The sequence below is a fragment of the Cytobacillus oceanisediminis genome (genome assembly GCF_003182355.1).
In the GTDB taxonomy this organism is placed as follows: domain Bacteria; phylum Bacillota; class Bacilli; order Bacillales; family Cytobacillaceae; genus Cytobacillus; species Cytobacillus oceanisediminis_A.
This window is the reverse complement of the sequence record NZ_QGTW01000001.1, coordinates 852,019-876,543: the sequence shown is the minus strand read 5'-3', so window position 1 is coordinate 876,543 and position 24,525 is coordinate 852,019. Positions and strand designations below refer to the sequence as shown.

19 protein-coding genes and 3 pseudogenes are annotated in these 24,525 nt (G+C 38.2%); 17 read left to right on the top strand and 5 right to left on the bottom strand.

Annotation, left to right across the window (positions count from 1 at the left end; all coding sequences use genetic code 11):
• The first annotated feature begins 187 nt into the window (after positions 1–187).
• Both DFO73_RS04200 and DFO73_RS04195 read left to right on the top strand, forming a co-directional pair.
• Positions 188–1,624, top strand: coding sequence for a glycoside hydrolase family 1 protein (locus DFO73_RS04200; RefSeq protein WP_110063482.1), 1,437 nt, complete (start codon positions 188–190; stop codon positions 1,622–1,624).
• A gap of 350 nt (positions 1,625–1,974) precedes the next feature.
• Complete coding sequence (locus DFO73_RS04195) at positions 1,975–2,748, top strand: TerC family protein (protein WP_110063481.1); 774 nt, start codon at positions 1,975–1,977, stop codon at positions 2,746–2,748.
• A 240-nt stretch (positions 2,749–2,988) separates the two neighbouring features.
• Here the strand turns inward: DFO73_RS04195 and DFO73_RS04190 are convergent, their stop codons facing one another.
• Positions 2,989–4,068, bottom strand: a complete 1,080-nt coding sequence (locus DFO73_RS04190; RefSeq protein ID WP_309043005.1) for an inorganic phosphate transporter — start codon at positions 4,066–4,068, stop codon at positions 2,989–2,991.
• Positions 4,069–4,769: 701 nt separating this feature from the next.
• Here DFO73_RS04190 and DFO73_RS04185 point away from each other — a divergent pair.
• The 8 genes and pseudogenes from DFO73_RS04185 to DFO73_RS04150 all read left to right on the top strand — a co-directional run bounded on the left by DFO73_RS04185 (position 4,770) and on the right by DFO73_RS04150 (position 15,084).
• The gene (locus DFO73_RS04185; protein ID WP_110063480.1) at positions 4,770–5,759 is read left to right on the top strand and encodes a LacI family DNA-binding transcriptional regulator; all 990 of its coding nucleotides are present in this window, start codon (positions 4,770–4,772) and stop codon (positions 5,757–5,759) included.
• Positions 5,760–5,990: 231 nt separating this feature from the next.
• A complete protein-coding gene (locus DFO73_RS04180; protein ID WP_110063479.1) occupies positions 5,991–7,427 on the top strand; it encodes a PTS transporter subunit EIIC in 1,437 nt (478 codons plus the stop codon).
• A 54-nt stretch (positions 7,428–7,481) separates the two neighbouring features.
• Positions 7,482–8,972: a glycoside hydrolase family 32 protein gene (locus tag DFO73_RS04175; protein WP_110063478.1), complete on the top strand. Its 1,491-nt coding sequence runs from the start codon at positions 7,482–7,484 to the stop codon at positions 8,970–8,972.
• A gap of 10 nt (positions 8,973–8,982) precedes the next feature.
• Positions 8,983–9,954 (top strand): carbohydrate kinase family protein, encoded by a 972-nt coding sequence (locus tag DFO73_RS04170; protein ID WP_110063477.1) that lies wholly within the window; start codon positions 8,983–8,985, stop codon positions 9,952–9,954.
• Positions 9,955–10,200: 246 nt separating this feature from the next.
• A pseudogene (locus DFO73_RS04165) lies at positions 10,201–10,838 on the top strand (Type 1 glutamine amidotransferase-like domain-containing protein).
• Positions 10,839–11,150: 312 nt separating this feature from the next.
• Positions 11,151–11,546, top strand: coding sequence for a transcriptional regulator SpxA (gene spxA, locus DFO73_RS04160; RefSeq protein WP_110063476.1), 396 nt, complete (start codon positions 11,151–11,153; stop codon positions 11,544–11,546).
• A gap of 886 nt (positions 11,547–12,432) precedes the next feature.
• Positions 12,433–13,935 (top strand): malate:quinone oxidoreductase, encoded by a 1,503-nt coding sequence (locus tag DFO73_RS04155; protein ID WP_110063475.1) that lies wholly within the window; start codon positions 12,433–12,435, stop codon positions 13,933–13,935.
• 591 nt (positions 13,936–14,526) lie between these two features.
• Positions 14,527–15,084 (top strand): isochorismatase family protein, encoded by a 558-nt coding sequence (locus DFO73_RS04150; protein ID WP_110063474.1) that lies wholly within the window; start codon positions 14,527–14,529, stop codon positions 15,082–15,084.
• A gap of 283 nt (positions 15,085–15,367) precedes the next feature.
• Here DFO73_RS04150 and DFO73_RS04145 read toward each other — a convergent pair whose 3' ends face one another.
• Positions 15,368–15,739 (bottom strand): DUF5367 family protein, encoded by a 372-nt coding sequence (locus tag DFO73_RS04145; RefSeq protein WP_110063473.1) that lies wholly within the window; start codon positions 15,737–15,739, stop codon positions 15,368–15,370.
• Positions 15,740–15,992: 253 nt separating this feature from the next.
• Here DFO73_RS04145 and DFO73_RS29755 point away from each other — a divergent pair.
• A pseudogene (locus DFO73_RS29755) lies at positions 15,993–16,110 on the top strand (universal stress protein); the annotation flags it as partial.
• Positions 16,111–16,241: 131 nt separating this feature from the next.
• Here the strand turns inward: DFO73_RS29755 and DFO73_RS04135 are convergent.
• A complete protein-coding gene (locus DFO73_RS04135; protein ID WP_110063472.1) occupies positions 16,242–16,460 on the bottom strand; it encodes a hypothetical protein in 219 nt (72 codons plus the stop codon).
• A 1,102-nt stretch (positions 16,461–17,562) separates the two neighbouring features.
• On the bottom strand, positions 17,563–17,733 hold the full coding sequence (locus DFO73_RS04125; RefSeq protein WP_110063470.1) for an aspartyl-phosphate phosphatase Spo0E family protein: 171 nt from the start codon (positions 17,731–17,733) through the stop codon (positions 17,563–17,565).
• Between the two features lie 357 nt (positions 17,734–18,090).
• Between DFO73_RS04125 and DFO73_RS04120 the strand changes: the two genes are divergently transcribed.
• The 6 genes and pseudogenes from DFO73_RS04120 to DFO73_RS29155 all read left to right on the top strand — a co-directional run bounded on the left by DFO73_RS04120 (position 18,091) and on the right by DFO73_RS29155 (position 23,774).
• Positions 18,091–19,617, top strand: a complete 1,527-nt coding sequence (locus tag DFO73_RS04120) for a spore germination protein (protein ID WP_110063563.1) — start codon at positions 18,091–18,093, stop codon at positions 19,615–19,617.
• A gap of 20 nt (positions 19,618–19,637) precedes the next feature.
• Positions 19,638–20,741, top strand: coding sequence for a GerAB/ArcD/ProY family transporter (locus tag DFO73_RS04115; protein ID WP_110063469.1), 1,104 nt, complete (start codon positions 19,638–19,640; stop codon positions 20,739–20,741).
• Positions 20,728–21,810 carry a Ger(x)C family spore germination protein gene (locus tag DFO73_RS04110; protein ID WP_110063468.1) on the top strand — a complete coding sequence of 361 codons (1,083 nt, stop codon included), beginning with the start codon at positions 20,728–20,730 and terminating at the stop codon, positions 21,808–21,810. Before DFO73_RS04115 ends, DFO73_RS04110 begins: the two co-directional genes overlap by 14 nt.
• A 144-nt stretch (positions 21,811–21,954) precedes the next feature.
• Positions 21,955–22,257 (top strand): annotated as a pseudogene (locus DFO73_RS04105) (flavin monoamine oxidase family protein); the annotation flags it as partial.
• A gap of 78 nt (positions 22,258–22,335) precedes the next feature.
• Positions 22,336–23,505 (top strand): tryptophan synthase subunit beta, encoded by a 1,170-nt coding sequence (gene trpB, locus DFO73_RS04100; RefSeq protein ID WP_110063467.1) that lies wholly within the window; start codon positions 22,336–22,338, stop codon positions 23,503–23,505.
• 137 nt (positions 23,506–23,642) lie between these two features.
• Positions 23,643–23,774, top strand: coding sequence for a hypothetical protein (locus DFO73_RS29155; protein WP_258309212.1), 132 nt, complete (start codon positions 23,643–23,645; stop codon positions 23,772–23,774).
• A 57-nt stretch (positions 23,775–23,831) separates the two neighbouring features.
• Here the strand turns inward: DFO73_RS29155 and DFO73_RS04095 are convergent, their stop codons facing one another.
• On the bottom strand, positions 23,832–24,479 hold the full coding sequence (locus DFO73_RS04095; RefSeq protein WP_110063562.1) for a 2OG-Fe(II) oxygenase: 648 nt from the start codon (positions 24,477–24,479) through the stop codon (positions 23,832–23,834).
• Positions 24,480–24,525 lie beyond the last annotated feature (46 nt).

The following is a 24,525-nucleotide window of genomic DNA, read 5'->3' as shown; positions in this document are numbered from 1 at the left end:
GTTACACGAATGTAACAAATCCCTTTTTCCGTTATTAAAAACTGGATGATCTGCGTTCATTTACTATCCTGCTAAATGCAGTTAACATTCTATTATAGTCTTTTCCCATATTTTATAAGAGAAAAGAGATTTAAAAATAACACTAAATACAAATATTAATGATGGAATAATATTTGGAGGTAATAAGATGAAAAAAAATCAATTCCCCCAAGGTTTTTTATGGGGTGGGGCGACGGCAGCCAATCAAATAGAAGGCGGATTCAATGAAGGCAATAAAGGGCTTAATATAGCAGATGTTCTTCCAGGCGGAAAAGAACGGTATAACATTTTAATGAATCCAGGTTTTGATTTTGAAATCAATCATGATGAACATTACTATCCAAATCATGAAGCGATTGACTTTTATCATCGATATAAAGAAGATATTGCATTGTTTGCGGAAATGGGGTTCAAGGCGTTCCGTATGTCGATTGCCTGGACGCGTATTTTCCCGAATGGCAATGAGTTGGAGGCAAATGAAGAAGGTCTGGCTTTCTACGATCGTGTGTTTGATGAATTGCATAAGCAAGGAATTGAACCAGTTGTAACCATCTCCCATTATGAAATGCCTCTGCATTTAGTAAAAGAATATGGCGGATGGAGAAACCGCCAAGTTGTCACGTTTTTCGAGAGATATGTAAAAGCTATCTTCAATCGTTATAGGGATAAAGTAAAGTACTGGATGACTTTTAATGAGATCAATAGCGGCTTGGTGATGCCGATTCAAGGGCTTGGCTTTTCATATCAAAAAGAAGAGGACAAATACCAGCCAACCTTTCAGGCATACCATCATCAATTTGTTGCAAGCTCCATCGCGGTTAAAGCATGCCATGAGATCATCCCTGATTCGAAAATTGGCTGCATGATTCTTTTTGCACCTGTCTATTCCTTTGATAGTAATCCTGAAAATGTTATGTTTGCCCTTCAGGAAGAACAGCTTTTCAACTATTATTGTGCAGATGTTCAAGTCCGTGGGGAGTATCCAGCTTTCATAAATAGATACTTCAAAGAACATGATATTGAATTGGAAATTCAAGAAGGCGATTTGGCATTAATAAAGGAAAACACAGTTGATTATATTGGCTTCAGTTATTACATGTCCCGCACTGAGAAGAAAGTAGAGACAGGTGCAGAAGGGGCAGAAGGCAATATCATTGGCGGCGTAAGAAATCCGTTCCTCGAAACGAGCGACTGGGGATGGGAAATCGATCCTGAAGGCCTGCGCATTAGCTTAAACAAATTATATGACCGTTACCGGAAACCGCTATTTGTTGTAGAAAATGGGCTGGGAGCTTATGATAAAGTAGAAGAAGATGGATCGATTCATGATGATTATCGAATTGACTATCTTCGTGAACATATTAAGGCAATGGGTGAAGCCATTGAAGATGGTGTTGATTTAATGGGCTATACAAGCTGGGGCTGTATTGATATGGTAAGTATGTCAACGGGCGAGTTCTCAAAACGTTATGGTTATATTTATGTTGATAAACATGATGACGGCAGTGGAACAATGGAACGGAAAAAGAAGAAGTCGTTCTTCTGGTATAAAGATGTAATTGCAGAAAATGGGGAAAAATTATAATGTCGGTTTTGCTGAGGGCTACTGAGGTAGCCTTTTTTTCTTTTTCCTAAACGAAAGGTCACTAAAAAAATTGTTAACAGGTTCCAAAATTATAAAAAGTTTATTATCAACCCGGAAAAGGTATTGATATAGGCAATGGAAATTACCGGTGAAAGCAGCTCAGTACAAAAATTTAAGTACTTGTTATTTTAAAGTTTGTTGAACCAAAGAAGTTAATAGTGATAAGAAAAAATGCAGATGAAAGGAGCTATAAAAATAATTTAAGCGATATTATCAAGGATTTCTTGTAACATAATTGGCAACTCTATTGTTAGAGAACCTTTAAAGTTTTTTAGAAAGGAGAGAGGTGTATGGAGTCACTTTGGCTGGAGTATGCTTGGGCACTGTTAATCTTAATAGGACTAGAAGGTTTGTTATCGGCTGACAATGCCCTTGTTCTTGCTGTAATAGCCAAGCATTTACCCGAAGATCAGAAAAAAAGAGCTATAACTTACGGAATTATCATGGCGTTCGCTTTCCGATTTGCTGCGCTATTTGCAATTTCTTTTATCGCAAACGTTTGGCAGATACAGGCGATAGGAGCAGCTTATCTTCTTTACCTGGGCTTAAAGCATGTCATTCAAGCCCGGTTTGGAAAAGAAAATGAGAATATCCAAAAGGAAGTTGAAGAGGAATCCGCTGGGAAAGGATTCTGGCCTACAGTAGGGAAAATTGCTTTAGCAGATCTCGCTTTTGCCATTGATTCCATTCTCGCAGCTGTTGCTCTTGCCCTTGGTCTTCCAGATTCACCACTTGAAGACTTTGGAGGCATGGATGGAGGACAGTTTATCGTGATTGTACTTGGAGGGATTGCTGGTCTTATCTTGATTAAATATGCGGCAACCTGGTTTGTGCAGCTCCTTGATAAACGTCCAGCTTTGGAAACAACAGCATATGCAATTGTTGCCTGGGTTGGTGTCAAACTTGCTGTAATTACACTTGCACACGAGGATATTGGTATCTTAGATCATCATTTTCCCCATAGTACAGCTTGGACATTGGTTTTCTATGGAGTATTGGTTGGTATTGCCCTAATCGGTTGGTTTGCACCGGGCAAGAAGTCAACGGAGAAAAGCGCATTCTAAAAGTTACCCAATGGAAAAAATGACCTTTCTCTTACGGTTCAAGGACGTGTTCAATCACTGTATAAATAGCTGTTATGAAGTTTAACCACTGGAAGAGAAACACTTCTTTAGATTGAGTTAAAGGCAGGAAACAAAATCCTGCCGGTGATCAATATTTGGGTGTGGCTTCTTCCTTTTTTGCTTTTTATTTTGTTCATTTCAAGTTCCGCAGCCTATTCTAACATATTATTTTAAATTGTCTTAAATTCCCCCGCCTGCATCATAGTAGCTTCTTTTCTCATTTCTCTCAATTCTGGATAAGACAATGCTCCCAACCGCTACAATGATCGCACTACTCACTATTAGGACGTTATAGATATCAAATCTGCTAAATAAGTTGATTAATAGATAAGAAACAATAAGGGAAGCTAAGGGGGAGATCACCCATACCAATGCAATCCGCTTAATCACACTTTTTTGCATGATGGCTAATCCGTCCTTGGCAGCTCCAACGCCAAGAATCCCACAGGTTGTTACCTGAGTAAGCGGAATCGGAAGTCCAAAGACAGATGCAATAATTACTAATGTTCCGCCAGTGAATGAAACAGCACTTCCCTCCAATAATGAAAGTTTGGTTATCTTTTTTCCATTTGTTTCTAATACCCTGCTTCCTAAAAGCAAGGCTCCTAAGGAAACAAATAGGGCACCGATCAAAAGGCCATTTCCAGCTGAAATCATGTTGGCACCTACAAGAGGGCCAATAGCATTGGCAACATTATTCATACCGGCAGAAAAAGCCTCCAAACAGCCGCCAATAATAAGTAATAGGGAGAGCCATTTTGTCCATGGACCATTTCCTGTAAGGCCAGTCCAGCGGTTCTCTGAATACTTGATCAGGTAGCCTAACCCGTATGTAATCAGAAATGAACCAACTGGTATGATGATCCAGAAAGCAATAATCACAAATAAAGTATCGGTGTATATAGCCTGAAAAGCAGCTCCTACCCCTATGATTGATCCTACTGTTACTTCACTGGTGGATAAAGGAATTCCAATAATGTTTGCAATGAAAAGAGTTAATGTTGCTCCTAATAAAATAATGACTACAATTTGGGCATCCAGTAAATCAGTCGGGACTAATCCTTCTCCGATTGTTTTAACTACTTCCCCCCCACCTAAAAAAGCGCCCAAAAAAGCTGAAACTGCTACTAACAGCAATGCTAACCGTTTGTTTTTAATTGCTCCCGCACCATAAGGAGCGCCCATTGAGGCTGCCGTGCCGCTTGCACCTATGTTCATGGCAAAGAAAAGGGCAACACCAATTGCAATGTAAGTTAACAAATAAAAAACCTCTTTTCATGGTTGTTTAAATGATGGTTTTTTTAAAGAGAGATAATTCAGGCTTTCAATTCCAAGTAATCCAATATGATTTTATTATTTTAGATTATAAAGTCTTCCATGAAAATACACAAGAGTTTAGGGAGCGAATATTTAAAGAACGATTATTAAATAAACTGAATAAATAGGCCCTTTCCGATGGAAACCATCTATACTTGGAAAACAATTGATGAGAATCATACCAGGATGACTTACCAAACAAAGGTGTTCCAACTGAATTCTAAAAAGTTTATAGACGGGTTATGTCTTTGATGATGGAAAAGGCAAACAACAAAGACTTAAGAAAAATAAAAGAAATTCTTGAGGAAGGCATATGAAAATAGGGGGAGTTGAGGGGAGTATAAGACTATAATACTGAGGCCAAGAACGGAATCTGCAAATAGGATTATCTGATATTATTATCATTATTGTGTTTTAAACTTAGTAAATCATAGTGTATATCTAAAATGGGGCTTATTTTAATTGCTTTTAGTCCTGAATGCTGGAAGAAGAGTGCTTTGTATATCGTCACCTTATCATCAACTAACGAAAGATGCCGTCAACTGTGCTAAAGTTTGGCCGGGATCTGTCGGTTTCTGCCTTCTTTTATCAATCCTGCCAATCATATATAATGAAATCATTCCAAAATGATAGGTGAACGAGGTATGAATATAACGATTAAAGATATTGCGGAGCTTGCGGGTGTCGCGAAAAGTACGGTTTCGAGGTACTTGAATGGCGGCAATGTGAGTGAAAAGACGAAAGCGAAGATCCGCAAGGTGATCGCGGAAACGAATTATGAGCCAAATTCTTTTGCCCAGAGCTTGAAAGCGAAGAAGACGAATTTTATTGGAGTGATTGCGCCTACCCTGGATTCGTATGTGACTTCGACGGTGCTGATGGCGATTGATGAAGAGTTGAGGAAACGGGATTATACCACGCTGATCATTAGTACAAGCAAACATGTTGATCGCGAAATTGAAAGCTTGATCAGTCTGTCACGGCAAAAGGTAGATGGCATTATTCTGATTGCAACTGGTGTTACTGAAAAGCATATTGAAACCATTAATTCGATTCAGATTCCTGTTCTGATTGTTGCCCAGGAAGTGGATCAGTGCAACTGCATCGTCAATGATGATTACCAAGCCGGTTATAAAATGGGCCAATACATCGCGGGCAAAGGGCATCTGTCTGTCGCTTATATTGGCGTAACAGAGAGTGATATTGCGGTTGGGCAGCGCCGTAAACAAGGTATTCTGGATGGACTGGCAGCAGCAGGCGTGACCGAAATAAAAACATATATATCCGAGTTTGATTTGAATGATGCAGCGAGGGTTACGAAAGATATGCTTGAAAACTTTTGTCCGACAGCGATTATTTGTGCGACCGATACGATTGCGTTTGGTGCCATGAAGACTATTTCGAAATTTGGCAAAAAAGTCCCTGATGATTTTTCACTTACCGGCTTTGGAGGATACAATATTTCGGAAGTCATCCATCCTGCTCTTACGACAATAAGGTTCAAGAATGAAGCTACAGGTGTGATGGCTGCTGAGACCATTATCAGAATGACGGAAGGCGATGAAGTCCCGGAGCTGCAGGTATCAGGATTTAATTTTGTCGAAGGAGAGAGCGTTAAATGTTTAAAAAGCTGATAGCGTTTTCAAAAAAATGTTGTGGAAAATTTAAAGCTGTATTAGAATGAATTTATGAAACCGGTTCCCGTCTGAGAAACATAACTTGGCGGGAGCGAGCGTTTATTTTTTTGAACACTTTTAGGAACCGGTTCCAATCCAACAGAGCAAATTAGAATAGGGACCAAATAATTATTTTTTTAATCAAAAATGGAACCGGTTCCGAAATAGCTAAGGGGAGGAATTAGAGAGATGGCTAATTCAAATGTAAAGTTCAAATACCAGCCTGCAGTCAAAGAGTTAATAAGATTAATAGGCGGTAAAGAAAATCTGCAGGGGGCAGCCCATTGTGCGACAAGGCTGCGATTAGTACTTAAAGACAATTCACTTGCTGACACAAAGGCTATTGGCCAGCTTGATTATGTAAAAGGCTCGTTTGTAGCCGGTGACCAGCTGCAAGTTATTTTTGGAGCGGGAACGGTTAACGACGTTTATGCAGTATTTACTGAGGAAGCAGGAATTTCCGGAATGTCTCTTGGCGATGTAAAACAGCAATCTGCCCAGAAGCAAAATGCATTTCAAAGAGGAATCAAAGCGCTTTCCGATGTGTTTGTTGAAATTATTCCAGGGCTTCTGGCTGCGGCTCTTTTAATGGGTGTGACTGGTCTTCTCAGTCAGGAGGGAATATTCGGTTCGCAGTCTGTTGCAGAAATGTATCCTGCCATCGCAGGCTTTAACTGCTTTATTTCCATCATGTCTACGGGTATTTTTACGATCCTTCCATTGTTAGTTGTGTATTCAGCTACCAAACGTTTCGGTGGCAACCCGGTTCTCGGTTTAGTACTGGGTGCGATCATGCTTCACCCCGATCTTGCAAACGCTTATTTGGTTGGAAATGGAACGGTAGAACCTGAAGTGATTAGCTTGTTTGGCTTGAAAGTTTCACTTGTTGCCTTCCAGGGCGGTATTATCATCGCGTTAATGATGGGTCTAGTAGTAGCGAAGCTTGACCAGTTTTTCAGCAGAAAAGTTCCGGATATCATCAAGCTTTTCCTTGCACCATTTTTAACGATTGTCGTTTCAGGGTTCCTGTTGTTTTCAGCAATTGGTCCTTTTGGCCGTCTACTGGCAGGTGGCATTACCGCTGGACTAATGTGGTCAGTTGAAAATCTTGGCTTTGCGGGTTTCATGCTGTTTGCCGGTATCCAGCAGGTGATCGTTATTACAGGTCTTCACCATGTTATTGGAGCAGTAGAGGCCCAGTTAATTGCGGATACTGGCTTCAACTTTATCATGCCGCTTATGTCTGTTGCCTTGATGGGACAGGGTGGTTCCGTACTAGGTTACACTCTGGCATTATGGAAAAATGATAAAGCAAAACAAATTGGTATTTCAGCTTTTGGTTCTACTTTGTTCGGAATTTCTGAACCAGCACTGTTTGGTGTTAACGTGAAATATAGGTTCCCGCTCATCATGGGATGCATCGGGGGTGCCATTGGGGGAGCATATGTTTACCTTACTGGCATCAAAGCGCTTGGATTTGGCGCAACTGCCATCCCTGGACTTGCGATTGTTGCGGCACAGGGCAGCGGGCATATTCATTATGTCATTGCAAATGTGTTGGCGCTTGCTGTCGGAATGATTTTAACAGCGGCTTACTTTAAAGTGAAAAAACCAAACTTAGATTAATAGAATGGGGGAGAAATTCCTCTCATCTCTATTTTGCGGGAGAGGATCCATACTATGGCGAGATATACAGAAGCTAAATATAGAACGATATTTGAAGCGAAGGAAAATGAGTTAGAAGAACTTAGAGAAAAATCGGCACATTCCGACTGGAAACCGGCTTTTCATATTCATCCTCAGTATGGACTGATTAATGATCCAAACGGACTTGCCTATTTTAACGGGGAGTTCCATGTCTTTTATCAGTGGTATCCGTTCAGTGCGATGCATGGGATGAAGCACTGGGCCCATGTGAAATCAGCGGATCTTGTCAATTGGCAACGGCTACCGGTTGCACTTGTCCCGGTTGAGGATTATGAATCCCATGGCGCCTACTCGGGTGCTTCTCTTGAAGTCGATGGAAAGCTATACTTGTATTACACAGGAAATATTAAATTCAGTGCAGAGGAAAGATCTGCGAATCAGTGCCTGGCCATCATGGATAAAGATGGGAACATTCAAAAATATGAAAACAACCCGGTTATTGAAGGTGTACCAGAGGGATACACCGGACATGTAAGGGATCCAAAGGTATTTGAAAAGAATGGCCGCTATTATATGCTTTTGGGTGCGCAGCGAACGGATTTAACGGGAGCCATTATTGTTTACGAATCAGAGAATGCAATCGATTGGTCATTCAAAGGCGAACTGGATATACAGATTGATTTTACAGAATCCGTCTATATGCTGGAGTGCCCGGATTACTTTGAACTGAATGGCAAAGATGTGATGGTCTTCTCGCCACAAGGATTAAATGCGGAGGGGCATGATTACCATAATCTTTATAATGTCATCTATGTAATGGGAAGGCTGGATACCGATGCTTTAAAGTTTGAAGCTGAACATTATCAGGAGCTGGAAAAGGGCTTTGACTTCTATGCCCCGCAAACCTTTGCAGGAAAAAACAATGAGCGCCTATTAATTGCCTGGGCTGGTATGGGTGAAATCGATTACCCGAGTGATAAGGAAGATTGGGCGCATTGTTTATCGATCCCGAGGGAGCTTGATATTGTAGGGGGCAAGCTTTTTCAAAGGCCGGCAGACGCGTTAAAGCAGCTTCGGGGAAACTCACAAACTAACATTGTTGCAATGGCAGGAGGGAACAAGGTCATTGATCAAGGGATCGGACAGCATGAACTTGAGTTTGTTATTGACACAGTGGAAGCCAACAAGTTTGGCATTGAATTGTTTCATTCTGAAACAGAAGGGCTTTTGCTTGAGTTTGACCGTGTTAAGCAAACAGTAAGTTTGAACCGGGAAAAATTCGATTCAGCTTTTGGCGGGGAATATGGTTTCGTGAGAAGTTCCGAGCTAAAGATGGAAGACAATGTTAAGGTGCAAGTGTTTGTCGATCATAGTATTGCCGAGATTTTTATTAATGATGGCGAAGTGGTGTTCACAGCAAGAGTATTCCCCAAGAAAGATTCCAATGGAATCAAAATTTTTAGCGATGGAAAAGTAAGCTGCCGTTATACAAAGAATGAGCTAAACAAAGGAATTACACGTTAAGGGTGAGAAGATGGCAAAACTATACTCAATCGGTGAAGTATTAATTGATTTTATCCCTCAGCAAAAGGGGGCGGCATTAAAGGATGTTGTGACGTTTGAAAGGGCTCCAGGAGGGGCACCGGCAAATGTTGCGGCAGCTGTTGCAATGTATGGACACGAAGCATCTATGATTACCAAGCTTGGTAAGGATGCATTCGGCGATTTTTTAATCGAGCAGCTTCAAAGTGCTGGCGTGGAAACAGATAAAATCCTTCGCACAAAAGAAGCAAATACAGGGCTTGCCTTTGTTTCACTAAAAGAAAATGGGGAGAGGGATTTCTCTTTTTACCGTAAACCATCTTCAGATCTGCTTTTTGAAGAGGCAGAGATTCATCCGGACTGGTTTGGAGAAGGCGATATCCTTCACTTCTGCTCTGTTGACCTTGTGGAAAGCCCGATGAAGCAGGCGCATAAAAGAGCAGTTGAATTAATGAAGGGAAAGGGCGGCTTTATCAGCTTTGACCCCAATGTCAGACTCCCGCTATGGGATAATCCTGCCGATTGCAGGGCTGCCATTCTTGAATTCCTGCCACATGCACATATCGTTAAGGTATCAGATGAAGAACTGGAATTCATTACGGGAATCGGCGGGGTAGAGGAGGCAATCACCTCCTTATTTACTGGCGATGTGCAGGCTGTCGTTTACACAAAAGGTGCTGCTGGGGCTGATCTTTACATCAAGAACAGTAAATGGGAATCATCAGGATACAAGGTAGATGTCCAGGACACTACAGGTGCTGGTGATGCCTTTATCGGCGGGTTTTTGTTTAAACTGCTTGAAGCCAAAGCGACTCCGGACAGTTTAATAAATGTTCTGGGCGAGCAGCATAGGGAAATCCTTCAATTTGCGAATGCAAGCGGTGCTTTAACTGCGACAGGAAAAGGAGCCATTTCTGCATTGCCAAATAAGGAACAGGTTACAAGGCTTTTAGAAGCACAGTAATTGGCTCGGTTTTAGAATCCAACACAAAATATCACATTAAAAAAAAGGTATCAAATCGCAATGATTTTGATACCTTTTTTATTGACCTTACTGCGTAAATTAACAATGTGACTTTCATATTAAAAGGAACCAACATAACTTAAGTAGAATATATAATGATCAATCCTATATTGGAAAGGAATTGGGGATATGCGGCAAATAATTGCTCTTGGAGGTGGGGGGCTCTATGAAGCCAGAGAATCCCTTATTAGATCTGTATATCTAGATCAGTCACGTAAACCAAACCCCAAAATCTGTTATGTTCCAACTGCAACTGGAGATTCAGATATATGTATAAAATGGTTTTATGACTTTTTTGAAAAACATAATGCCAGCCTTCACATCTATCATTATTTAAACCGCCTACAAGAGATATAGAGGGATTTTTATTAGAAAAAGATATCATTTATGTTGGTGGTGGAAATACAAAGAATTTATTAGCTTTATGGAAAGAATGGGGATTAGATAAGATCATGAGATAGGCATGGGAACAAGGAATAGTTTTAGCAGGCATTAGTGCAGGTTCCATTTGCTGGTTTGAAGAAGGGGTTACAGATTCCTATGGCGATAAACTCGAACCATTAAAGTGCTTAGGTTTTTTAAAGGGCAGTAATTGCCCTCATTACGATGGTGAAACGGATAGAAGACCTTCTTATCATGAACTTTTGGCTTCTAATATAATAAAGCCTGGATTAGCAGCAGATGATGGAGTTGCTGTTCATTATATAGAAGAAGTGGTAAGTAAAATAGTAAGCTCAAGACCCAACGCTAAGGCATATAAAGTTTATTACGATAAGGCAGTCAAAGAGATTGAACTTGATACTGAATACTCAGGGCCTTATTAAACAAACAGTGGTTATCTGTAAAAGAAAAGTGTCTGTTTTACAATAAATATTTTAATGAGCTTTCTTCACCTTGAATATTTAATGAACTGACACCCTCAATTATAAAAAAAATATTGACTTAAGGAACTGTAAATATTAATATTACAGTATAAATTCAGCTTCTTGATTAATAACATTTTTTAACTGACTTAAATATAATATTTTTATATCCTAACTGTAATATTTTTTATTACATTTTAAGTTGTTAGGATGAAAATTCTGTAGTTTGTTTTCATATGCGTAAAAGAAAAAATTTTAAGGAGTGTAAGCAGTATGGTGAACTTGTATTTAACATCTAGTTGCGGATCCTGCCGAAAAGCAAGGACCTGGCTGGAGGAACATCAAATTGATTATATAGAAAGAAACATAATAACAGACCCGCTTACAGTGGAAGAGCTAAAGTCTATTCTTCGCCTGACGGAAAATGGAACAGAGGAGATAATCTCAACTAAGTCAAAAGCTTTTCAGGAGTTAAACGTAAGTATTGAGTCTTTGCCGCTCCAAGAGTTATATAAATTAATAATAGAAAACCCGCAAATGCTGCGCCGGCCAATTATCCAGGATGAAAAAAGATTACAGGTTGGCTATAACGAGGAAGAAATTCGCAGTTTCATTCCAAGGAAACTGCGCACATTCTCTTACAATGAATGGAAAAAAGCTGCCAATTAGATTCTTGACAATCCGATCTGTAACACTAAGTATTACCGTACAATAATATGATTCACAAAAGTTTTAACAATTCTAGGAGGAAGGCCATGAAATTCATTTCCTCATTGATTTTTCACTTTTAACAGGTAATAAAGATTAGTTTTTCTAGCTAACTTCCAAGTTAAATTCGATGAGGGGATTCGTAAAGGGAGTAAATGAATCAATTTAAATGGAGTAGAGAAATAAATAAGATAGTTACTGCATCAATTAATGCGGAGTTAATAGGATTTCTTAAAATATTTATTGACACAAGTTGAACCGGCCATTTCATATAGAAAGGCCGGTTTTTTTATGTAAATAAATATTTTCTTGTTTTAGATTTTGACAAGTGGATTGTATTTACTTTACCGGGTTAACAAACTTTCGGATTTATTGATCATCACTGTTTGGCTTTTTTAATAACCCATAAAAAAGAGTATGGATAAATCTTCTCCTAATATGGAATTTTTACTGCTTTCATTATAAAAACGAAGATCTTTAGCTGCATTTTGTAAGATATTTAGATACACCATAATCGATTCTGTTGAGATATCGGGATCGACAGGGAAGAGCGGTTTATATTTATTTCATCAGAAACTATAATTTAACAGTATAGCAAAAGAAATTTTTATAACACATAATCTTTAAAGGCTTTGGTTTATGTGTGTTCCTGGGCCCTTCTAGACAGACTACTCACTTTAACAGCTTTTAAATAACTTAGAATTATCATATAATAGAAGGTAATTAATATATAACTAATTGAAATGGTTCTATCTGAGACAGAAAAGGTGTGTGACTAGGTCGCGCCTTAGCTTGGTGTAAACGCATACACTTTCTCTGCAAATTTTAGAGGAAAAGGTTGGTATAAATGAACAACAAAGAAACTAAAACAGACGTCATTTTAGTTGGCGCCGGAATCATGAGTGCGACTTTAGGGACACTTTTGAAAGAACTAGTACCGGAATGGGAAATTACAGTGTTTGAGAAGCTTCCAAGCGCGGGAGAGGAAAGCTCTAACGAATGGAATAATGCGGGGACGGGGCATGCGGCACTGTGCGAGCTGAACTACACGGTCGAACAGCCGGATGGATCTGTAGATATTAGTAAAGCTATAAAAATTAATGAACAGTTTCAGGTTTCCATGCAGTTTTGGTCTTATCTTGTAAACAGGAAGCTGATAAATAACCCACATGACTTTATCATGCCATTGCCTCATATGAGTATGGTACAAGGGGAAGAGAATGTAACATTTTTAAAGAAACGTTTTGAAGCGATGTCAAACAATCCTCTATTCAAAGGAATGGAATTTTCCGATGACCCGGGACAACTGATGGAATGGATTCCGCTTATTATGCAAGACCGTCGATGGGATGAACCAATTGCTGCAACAAAAATCGATTCTGGAACGGATGTCAACTTTGGTGCTTTAACACGCATGTTGTTTGACCACTTAAAAACTAAAAATGTCGATATCAAATACAAACATAGTGTGGATAATATTAAACGTTCAAGCGATGGCTCGTGGGAATTGAAAGTGAAAAATCTGGATAGCGGTAGCGTAGAGAGCCATACGTCAAAATTCGTCTTTATCGGAGGCGGGGGAGGAAGCCTGCATTTACTGCAAAAATCCGGTATTCCTGAAGGAAAACATATTGGAGGATTCCCGGTAAGCGGAATCTTTATGGTGTGTAATAATCCGGATGTTGTAGCGCAGCATCATGCAAAAGTATACGGCAAAGCTAAGGTTGGGGCTCCGCCAATGTCTGTTCCGCATCTTGACACAAGATTTATCGACAATAAAAAATCGCTGCTATTTGGACCGTTTGCCGGCTTCTCACCAAAGTTTTTAAAAAATGGTTCCATGTTTGATTTGGTAACTTCTGTAAAACCGGATAATCTCGTAACAATGTTGTCGGCAGGTGCCAAAAACATGTCATTGACAAAATACCTGATCGAACAAGTTATGTTATCGAAAGAAAAGCGCATGGAAGAGTTACGGGAGTTTATCCCAGACGCAAAAAGCGAGGATTGGGATTTAGTGGAAGCGGGCCAACGTGTGCAAGTGATTAAAGATACAGAGGCAGGCGGTAAAGGAACGCTTCAATTTGGTACGGAAGTGATTACTGCTGCTGATGGTTCGATCGCAGCATTACTGGGCGCTTCCCCAGGTGCTTCTACTGCGGTTCACGTTATGCTAGAGGTAATCCAAAAATGCTTCCCTCAACATATGAAAGAGTGGGAAACCAAAATCAAAGATATGATTCCTTCTTATAGCGTTTCACTAATGGAAAACCCAGAGCTTCTGCACGAAATTCATACTTCAACAGCAGAAACGCTTGGTCTAAGCAAAAAAGAGCTGGTCCTTAGTTAATCCTTAATGAATAAACAAAGGTATTGAATGAATAAGATTAAACAACATTTTTCATTAATAGACATGCATTTCTATGAAGAAGAGATTAAAAAGGTAAAGATTGAAGAAACTAGAGATAAAATAAGGAATTAAGTAAATAAATAGAATATCATTGGAAGTAAAATATAGAACCTTTAATCTGTCTCTGGATTGAAGGTTCTTTTTTACAAATTCGCAATTAGAGAGGCTAAGATGAACTAAGCAGGTGATAAAAAAACGCTAAGATGCAAAAAATTCATGTAATTAATAAAACTTTGGATATCTATTATTTAATTCAAAAATCCCCTTAAAACCTGTGTTTGCTTCTTAAGAGTCCACCTTTAGGTTAGATAAAAATTTTTTGACTACAAAACTTTATTTAAAAGTGTCATTTTAAAAGAATTTGTGTTAAAGTTTAATTGTCCGAAAATTGAAATTTCTATTTATAGACAATATTAATTTAGGAGGTAGATATTATGACTGACAAAAAAAACAATGGTTTGAAAAATACTAAGGGGATTACGTCTAAATAATTAACTATATAGCGTTCCCCCACATTTGAAAGGGGAAAAAATGAATCAAACATTATTAATTATTGATGCTCAACAAGAATTAATTGATGGGAACCAGGAGGAAAGTGCGGTTTTTAATAAGGATCAACTTATTAGGAATATCAATTTAGTTATTGAAAAAGCAGGAAAATTCAAGGTTCCAGTTATCTTTGTTAGAGATTTGGATGTTGCTGAAGGTAAAGGGACAGGTTTTCAAGTTCACAACGAAATTAATGTTCCAAAGGATGCTAAAATTTTCGATAAAACTGCAACGAATTCCTTCCATGGTACTGGGCTTCTAAATCATTTAAGATCCCAGGAAGTCAAGCATGTTGTTATTATGGGCTGTGCAACACAGCACTGTATAGATAGTGCAGTCAGAACAGCCACCATTAGTGGTTTGGATGTCACAATAGTCGGGGATGGGCATTCAACAACGGACAATGATATTTTAAGTGCAGAACAAATTATAAAACATCATAATAAAACTCTTCATGGACATAACAATGTTGAACATTTTTCAATGGTCAGGAATGCAGAGGAAGACTTGTTTCATCCGACTCATGATTCATATAGGTAAATTAAAATACGGTACAAAGATATTTCTTATTAATGAAAAATATCCTAATTAAGTACGATTATTTAAAATGAGTTTGGATAAACTTTAACTTCTAAGTAAATCTAGATTATGAAATATTGTACTTCAGCTAAAGGTGCATTACTTTAAGATCCAGCCGCCATTTTTTTAGGCGGCTTTTCTTATTGTACCGATAGGGCAAGTTAGTTCAAGTAGAGGGCTAGCAATTTTTCTTTATTTCGTTATCTGACTAATGTTGAAGCAAATACATAGAGCAAACCTTTCATTAATTGGATTTTATTTTTATTGGAAAGCCTGAAATTAATATCAAGCTATACGCCCACAGTAACCAAGAAGCCAAAATTGGTAGTGAATCAATATGTAAGTTTGGAAACACTTTTTTAAAGTAAATAATACTAAATATATCTAAAATCATCCCTGGAAGGGCAATTTGGACTGATGAAATTAGACGTTTTGATATAGGTATCCTCCTCGCATAATAGTAAGGATATGTTACCAGTGTAATCAAAGGTATTGTCAGACTAAAAGTAGCTAGCAATAAAAGCACATTCCCTGGGATTAGAAACATTTGCCCGAATAAACGGAAAAACACTGTCGCTGAAATCCATAATAAAAAACCCCATAATACATTTATCATAAAATTTACCTCCGGATAAGATTTAAGGAAAATAATTCGCTGTTATTAAGTTATCTCCTCCTAATATTTGGTTAATTTTATGTAAATACTAAACAGAATATTAATATTGTTATAGTACATCGAAGATATTGGATGTTAATGTATCTTGTTAAACTTACAGACGCTTCAGATCCGGCTGCACTTTAGAGTGACCCACTAAAATGAGACAAGGAAAAAGCACCCTCTGAATCGTATTTAAACAATATGATTACTAGGGCTAAATGCAGTTGGACGCTTCTTAATTGGTTCCGTATCCGAGGCGATTGTGCGTACAGCTAAATGTTGTGTTAGTAATCAGTACACCTGTTTTATATGATGTTTGCAGGAACTAAATTAAAGAACACATTTTTATCAATCTTGGTTCAAAACGAGATATAACCTATTTTCTTCACTTAGTTATATATGAAAAAAATAAACGCTCAGAACCTGATTCTGGGCGTATTGTTAGTTATAACCAAAATGATTAGAATGCTTTTTTAGTATTTTTCATGCGGACATTAAATAGTTTAAAAATTACAAAGGCAGACAATGCAATCAGCATAATTTCAATGCCTATTGCCCACCCACTTTCAAAGCTTCTTTCTATAAAAATTCCCACTGCTGAACCTAAAGGAAATGAAATGACTGCACCCAAAACAGCGCCTGCTAACAATCCAATATACATGCCAAGAATTAAGCCCATTGTAATAGCTCCTTTCAAGTATGCGACCGCTATTTACATTTTTATTATAATGGATTTCTTTATGTTTGTGATATATTTCACAAATTAAACAAATATTTGTCGCAAAAGTATTTAAAAATGTTCATTTTTTATCTATTGATTTTGATATCTGAGCATTAATCAGTTAAATAACTCCTAAACTTGAAGAGAGGAAGCATTTTATTGTCATTAATCTCTTCGATTAACTCCCAAATCTGGAGAGGGAAGCAGATAAACGTCGTTAATCGGTTCGAATAACTCCCAAAGCTGGAGAGGGGAGCTAATAATGGTCGTTAATCGGTTCGATTAACTCCCAAATGTGGAGATGGCTGCTTATTATGGTCGATAATCAGTTTGAATAACTCCCAAATGTGGAGATGGAAGCTGAAAATCGTCGTTAATTTATCGATTAACACTAATCTGGAGATGGAGAATAGGTTTTGGGCGGTAAAGCAAAAATAATTGCAAATTCAGAGGAAGATGTAAGGACCTTTACTTAAAGGAATCATACGCCACATTAAAAAAAGTACAAGAGATAAATACAACTATCGTTGTTTTGAAGGAAAATAGTCCATCCTGCCGCAGTTCTTTCATTAAAAATGGGGAATTTGCTGGAAAGAAAATAGGGAGACAGGGGATAACTTCCCTGCATTACTAAGAAAAACGGATTCAGAGTAAATTCTAAGGATCAAGATATGGTTTTCCTTAAGAACGGAACTAGATTTGATCTTGTTAATCCCCTTCACTTAAATAAAAGACTGCCACGCTTATTGAAAGAATATAAAGCAGCACGTATTCATTGGGAAAAAATCTTATGAAGGTTATAAAGAATAATTGCAAGTTTGATATTTTTTTCTGGACGATGGCTTTTCAGAGGGGATTAGGAACATCGGGGTTAAAAAGGTCGAGCAAATAACTGCGGAATATAGAGAACTGCTGAAATAAAAATAAGAAAATTGTTGTGGTTTAGATAAACAGTTTAAGCTGCCCTTATGCCATTTTTGACAAAGGGGGCAATCTAACTTAACAAGAGGGAAAAGTGCCGTTTGTGTATTATCCTGCAGTCTAGATCAGGCACTAATGGTTATTCTTTTAGTTGAAATTTATTCAATAGCAAATCAAGCTCTTGACTGCATCTGATTGTTTCGTTACTTAAAAGTCCATTTGAATTTGCTAAACGAATCATTTCATTTCTTTTTCTGACAATTAATAATAAAAGCTTTTCCCTTTTCGCTTGCTTATTTTCCTGTAACATTGTTCACCTTTCTTTAGTGCTTTTTCTTTAATAAAATAAACACAAACACTATTATCCATATTTTTTAACACAAAAGAAACTGATTCGACAAAACAAGTCAAAAAAAGTAACTGCCATGTTGTTCATGCTTTTTTATATAATTGCTTGATGGATACGTATATCAAAATAAGAGATTTTGTTCAGCAGTTCGGATTAAAAATTCATCCGATCAAGAGGATGCTCCTCGTCATAAAGGCACTTTCCGTTTTTACGGAATATGCCCGCTATCTAGAAAAGGAAGAATACCATTTCCCCTTCTTGGCAAGGATGGTAAGAAGTAAACATTCATTATTTCTAATTTTAGATGGGGAATGCAGAATGAAAAAATGGAGAAACAGAAGAAGCTTATTTAAGGATAAAGAAAGTGAAATCGGTACCCCAAAAAACACAGAAGAAGATGATTCACTAGCGGATTTGCTTAAGCAATTAGCATTATCCAATGATTTTACCCAGTTTACATATCACGTGAATGAGACTTCGCTATGCATAGGCTACTACACGCCTTTAATCGATACGGAAATTTTACATCGAGATATACTGCCTTATTTAAAAAAATGGGAGTCATTTGCTTCTTTGTCATCAGTGCTTCCAATTGAAGAAGTGATCCTTACAGCCGATGCAGCAACAATTCAGGAAAATCTTTTAAAAGGATATATTTTTATTTTTAATGTAAATAACTTAAAACAAGTTTGTTTAGTGAAAGCTGGTGTGGAAAGGACACGTCAAGTTTCGCTTCCTGAGGTTGAGTTTAGCGTTGTTGGACCTAAAGAGTCCTTTGTGGAAGCACTTGATACAAATATTAACCTGATTCGAAAGAGATTGCCGATGCCGGAGTTTACCGTAAAAGAGTTGATAATTGGCAAGTTATCTAAGACAAGGGTTTCTGTCCTTTATATTGACGGGATTGCCAATAAAGAAAATGTCAATACTGTCATTCAACGGCTATCCGATTTAGATATTGATCAAATCATGGATAGTTCTTATATCACGCAATTAATTCAAGACAATCAGAATTCTCCTTTTCCACAGCTGATTGATACAGAGAGACCTGATCGTGTTGCATCAGTGCTAGGTGAAGGGAAAATTGCTATTTTAGTTGATGGTGCACCGCACGGATTGATCGGTCCAACGACCATTTTTGAGTTTTTTTATGCCTTTGAGGACTATTATTTGAATTGGGCTGTAGCCTCATTTTTCCGTCTGGTCCGTTTTTTTGCTGTAATATTTTCCATCTTGGTTACTCCTATATATGTGGCCGTCCTAACGTATCATTATGAATTAATTCCTAAGGACTTAGTTAGTACGTTAGTTACATCAAGAAGTGCCATTCCATTACCGCCGATTTTGGAAGCCATTATTCTGGAGTTAGCTATTGAATTGTTAAGAGAGGCAGGAGCAAGGCTGCCAACAAAGGTTGGCCAGACAATTGGTATCGTGGGCGGTATTGTTATTGGAACAGCGTCCGTTGAAGCAGGATTAACAAGCAATGTTTTATTAATTATCGTTGCGTTAGCAGCGTTGGCATCCTTTACAACACCTGTCTATCAAATGGGTAATACGATTCGTTTAATCCGCTTCCCTTTTTTGCTGATGGCGCATTATCTTGGCTTAATAGGAGTAGCGGTAAGTTTTTGTTTCTTACTGATTCATCTGTTGAGGCTGTCTTCTTTAGGCAGACCGTTTCTTGAGCCCTTTTATCCGCCAAGGATTCAAGATCTTAAGGATTCTCTTATTCGTTTACCCTTTTCAATGCAATCAAAGCGCCCAATTCAGGAACAAACGGAAGATACCATGCGTTTCAATCCAAAAAAAGCTAAAGAGAAACATGATTCCAAAAGAAATTAAGAAAGGAAGCCTGGTTTATATTGGAAGAGAAAGAGTTTCAAATATCACCTTTTCTTGTGTTCTTTTTAATTCACTCTGTCCAATTAGGAGTGGGCGTGTTTGGATTCCAGCGTACAGTCATGAAGTCTGCGGGAAATGATGCCTGGATGGCGGTCATTGGTGCAGGAATCCCGGTAAGTATGATCATCTGGGTTATGTACTTGCTGCTAAATAGGCATCAAAAAGATCTTATTCAAATACATAGGGATTTGTTTGGAAAGTGGATTGGGGGACTTTTAAGTCTTATTTGGATCATATATTGGCTGATGATTGGTATAGTCGTCCTTCGAAGCTACATTGAAATTGTTCAGGTGTGGTTATTTCCGCTGATTAATATTATCATGTTTAGCATCATCTTACTTATTCTCGTCTATTATTGTGTAACAGGAGGATTTCGCATTGTTACGGGAATCAGCTTCTTGGGAGTCCTTATTCCCTTTTATATATTTTTAACATTTTTATTTCCCATTGAATATACTCACTTTCGAAACTTACTTCCTATATGGAACCATTCTATCAAAGATATAACCATATCTACCAAAGACATGATGTTGAGCTATTTGGGATTTTCTACTTTGCTTATTTATTACCCTTATATAAAACATCCCAAAAGATCACAAAAGTGGGCTCACCTTGGGAATCTTCTGACAGGATTCATCTATTTATTCATTCTCATCATTTCAATCGGTTATTTTAGCGAGAATCAAATAAGCAGACACACCTGGGCTACATTATCCATGTGGAAAATTGTCGAACTCCCATTTGTAGAAAGGTTTGAGTATATAGGAATAACATCCTGGGTTTTAATCATCCTTCCTAATATTTGTATATCTGTATGGGCTGCGACCAAAGGGGTAGAAACAATCTTTAATATTAACCCTAAAAAAGTAGTGTGGATCATTGTGGTCATTTTGCTCATTATACTTGGTTCAACGGTAGCGATTGAAGGTAGAGAAAATATCGAGAAGTTAAATAAATATATGTCTTTATTAGGATTATATTTAGTCTTTGTGTATCTTCCTTTTCTAACTCTTGTGTCTTTCCTTATATCAAGGATAAGGAGGGGGAACATTGAAAAAGCTTAAAAAGATGGTACAAATTATTCTGCTGCCTGTATTTCTGACAGGATGTATGAATATCGACCAGCATATTTTGGACGATGTTCAATTAGTAACGGGGGCTGCCTACAAGTATGTAGATGACGATACGATAGAGTTAACAGCTGTTTTTCCCAATTATCAGCCTGATGGGTCTGTAAAAAATGAAACGTTAACTACTACTGCTATCTTAAATAAAGAAAATCGGGATAAGCAAAGTTTACAATCAGATAAACCAATGGTTAGCGGGAAATTGGAAGTAGCATTATATGACAGGGAAACAGCAGAAAAAGGGATCATAGAGCTAATGGATACTTTATCACGAGATCCTTCGATTGGTGCGAATGTTTACCTGGCTATCTTAGATGGGAACCCAAAGGAAGTGTTAAGTAAACAGTATGGAAATATAGATAATGGTATATTTTTATCCAATTTAATTGAACAAAATGTTGAAACAGGGTTGATCCATAAAACAAACCTGCATATATTTAAGTATAAATTATATGCTGAAGGGATTGACCCTATGCTTCCTATAATTGAACAAAAAGAAGGGAAGCTTAATATTAAAGCCATCGGTTTGTTTGAAGATGACAAATTGGTGGATCAAATAGAACAGGAAAAATTCTTTTTTCTGACACTCCTATTAGAACCTAAAGGTCAGAAGGATGCCTATGCCATAAAGACGAAAGAAGGAAGAAAAGCTTCTATTGAAAACATAAAGTCTGTCAGAAAATACGATATACCAAAACCTATGACGAGCTCTGAGATAAAAATAAACATTAATATAAAGGCGATTATCCGTGAATACAGCAATGGTACTGTAAATAAAGAAAAAATCAAAAAGATAGAAAATGAACTGAAGGAGGAGATTGAAAAAAAATCAGAAGAAATGATCCGTGAATTCCAGGAAAAGGGAATTGATCCTCTTGGAATTGGGGAAGAAGTGCGTACTCGGACTCGTAAATGGGATCAGAAAAAATGGAAAGAATTATATCCAGAAATCAAAATAACCGTTCAGGCCAAAGTGAAAATACTGGAGGCGGGAGTAATCGAATAAAAGTTTGACATACTAAAAGCTATATATTTCCTTGTACTTAGTGATGTGTAAACAAATAGTACAAAGCCTTTTTCCATCCGGGAAAAGGCTTTTATTTTTGAATTTAATTTGGACAAGATGATACATTGTCCTATAGAGGAAGGAGACCGGATTCGGAATGCACTGGATAACATGGCAACTGTCCATGGAAAGCAGGTTTATGAGCATTTCTTAACAGGTGCTTTCCATAGCTGGTCCCAATACCCGTTTTCTGGCGGTGCTTTCTCAATGTTTAAGCCTCATCAGGAAACAGAGCTGTTTCCCGATATCCGTGCTCCTGAAGGAAGAGTCCATTTTGCTGGAGAACATACTTCCACTGCTCCCGCCTGGGTTGAAGGCGCCGTCCAATCCGGGATCAGGGTTGCACATGAAGTGACGAATTTGCCGAGAACGTACTTTGGCTGGTAGATTTCCATATTAAATTATTGGAATATTTCAATTAATAGAGTATAATAGTTCGAAAGTTGAGAAGGAGATGAGCTGAGAATGACGAGTGTGAGCGAAGAAACAAAAGGTTACTTTGGCGAGTTTGGAGGAAGCTTTATTCCCGAAGATCTACAGGAGGTCATGGACCATTTAGATGCTCAATTTTTAAAATATAAGGATGATCCAGAGTTCAAAAAGGAATTTTCCTACTATCTGAAGCAATATATTGGCCGGGAAAATCCATTGACTTTTGCCGAGAATCTTACAAGGCAAATTGGCGGAGCCAAGATCTATTTAAAACGGGAAGATTTAAACCATACAGGCGCCCATAAGATTAATAACGCGATCGGACAAATTCTGCTGGCGAAGAGGATGGGAGCCAAACGGATCATTGCCGAAACCGGAGCGGGCCAGCATGGCGTCGCTACAGCAACTGCATGTGCCATGTTTGGGATGGAATGTATCATTTATATGGGGAAATTGGATACGGAACGCCAGGCTCTCAATGTATTCAGAATGGAATTGCTGGGTGCTAAAGTCGTTCCAGTGGAAAAAGGGCAGGGCCGCCTGAAGGATGCAGTTGACGAAGCATTAGGAGACTTGGTCCAAAACTATAAAAATACGTTTTATTTGCTGGGTTCTGCGGTTGGTCCTCATCCATTCCCAACGATGGTGAAACACTTCCAGTCAGTGATTAGTGAAGAGTCAAAACGCCAAATTCTGGAGCAGGAAGGGAAGCTGCCGGCAGCAGTCATCGCTTGCACAGGCGGCGGAAGCAACGCAATTGGTGCCTTTGCACATTACTTGGATGAAAAGGAAGTACGTCTGATCGGTGTTGAACCAAAAGAAGCTCCAACCCTGTCTGAAGGGGTTCCGGCGGTCATCCATGGATTCAAATGCTTAACTTTGCTAGATGAAGAAGGGCAGCCAAAACCAACTTATTCAATCGCAGCAGGGCTTGATTACCCTGGGATCGGACCGGAGCACAGCCATTTAAAAGTGAGCGGCCGGGCGGAATACGTGACAGCAACAGGCCAGGAAGCTCTCGAAGCCTTTCAGCTGTTATCAAAAACAGAAGGAATTATTCCGGCGCTTGAAAGCTCCCATGCAATGGCCTATGCACTGAAATTGGCAAAAGAATTATCAAAAGAGGATGCGATCATTGTCAATCTATCAGGACGAGGCGACAAGGACGTGGAGCAGGTCTTTAAGATGCTGAACAGAAACTGATTTAAAGGAGGGTATCTGGGTTTCAGATATCCTCTTTCATTATTTCTAGCAAAGTCTGTTTCCAATAAATGTTACAAGACAAATGTAAACGCTTACATTATAATAGAGGTAAGAGATAGGAAAGGGGTTGCAAACCAATGGAACTTTTAATGGAACAAGTTGATCATGACCAATCAGAAGAACCTTGTGAAGAGTGGACCCCCAAAACAGAAGGGGAAGAGAATTTCGATACCTCTGATTATGATTATCATAAGAGATTGTGGTTTTAAAAAATTATAAAAAACACTTGGGTGCGCTCACCCAAGTGTTTTTTTGTTGAATATACTCTAAATTCTTTTCCTTCTCATCCATTGTGTTGCAGCCCATTTATCTCCTATTACAACGGGTGCTCCACCATGTAAGGTTAAGTCGTTTAAAGTTTGATCATTATAGAAATATTCAAAGTACACCGCCATCCCCTTTTGGGGAGAGACGGAAAAATTAAGTTTAGGAAAATACGTTTCTCCGCCTTGTTCTACATCATTTAAGTACATGACAAGTGTGCTTATTCTTGGATTGCTTGCTGCTTTGCTGGTTGATGAAAAGAAATCAAAATGAGCTTTATACTCTTGCCCAATTTTATAATTTAGAATTTGCAGGCCTTCACCATGTTCAACAGGTATGTTCATGATGTAAGAAATTCTTTTTTCAATTCTTGCAACAACGTCATTTTCGCCTTCTTGGAAAAACGTACTACTGCTTGTTCTAAGATCATCTATTTCACGTATGTTTCCTATTTTCGAACGCTGCATTCGATCTTTTGATAATCGAATCAGCTCGTCACATTCTTCAACGCTTAAAACATTTCCTAATATTACGACCAATGGTTCTTCTAATCTGGCAATTATGTGAATATCTCTATCTTCTGTTATAATTTTATTTCCAACATGATGAAAAATAGTAGGTTCTTTTGTGGTTAACTCTCTAACATCCATTGTCAATTTCATCGACCTCTTATATTTAGTTTTCTGAAAATTTAAG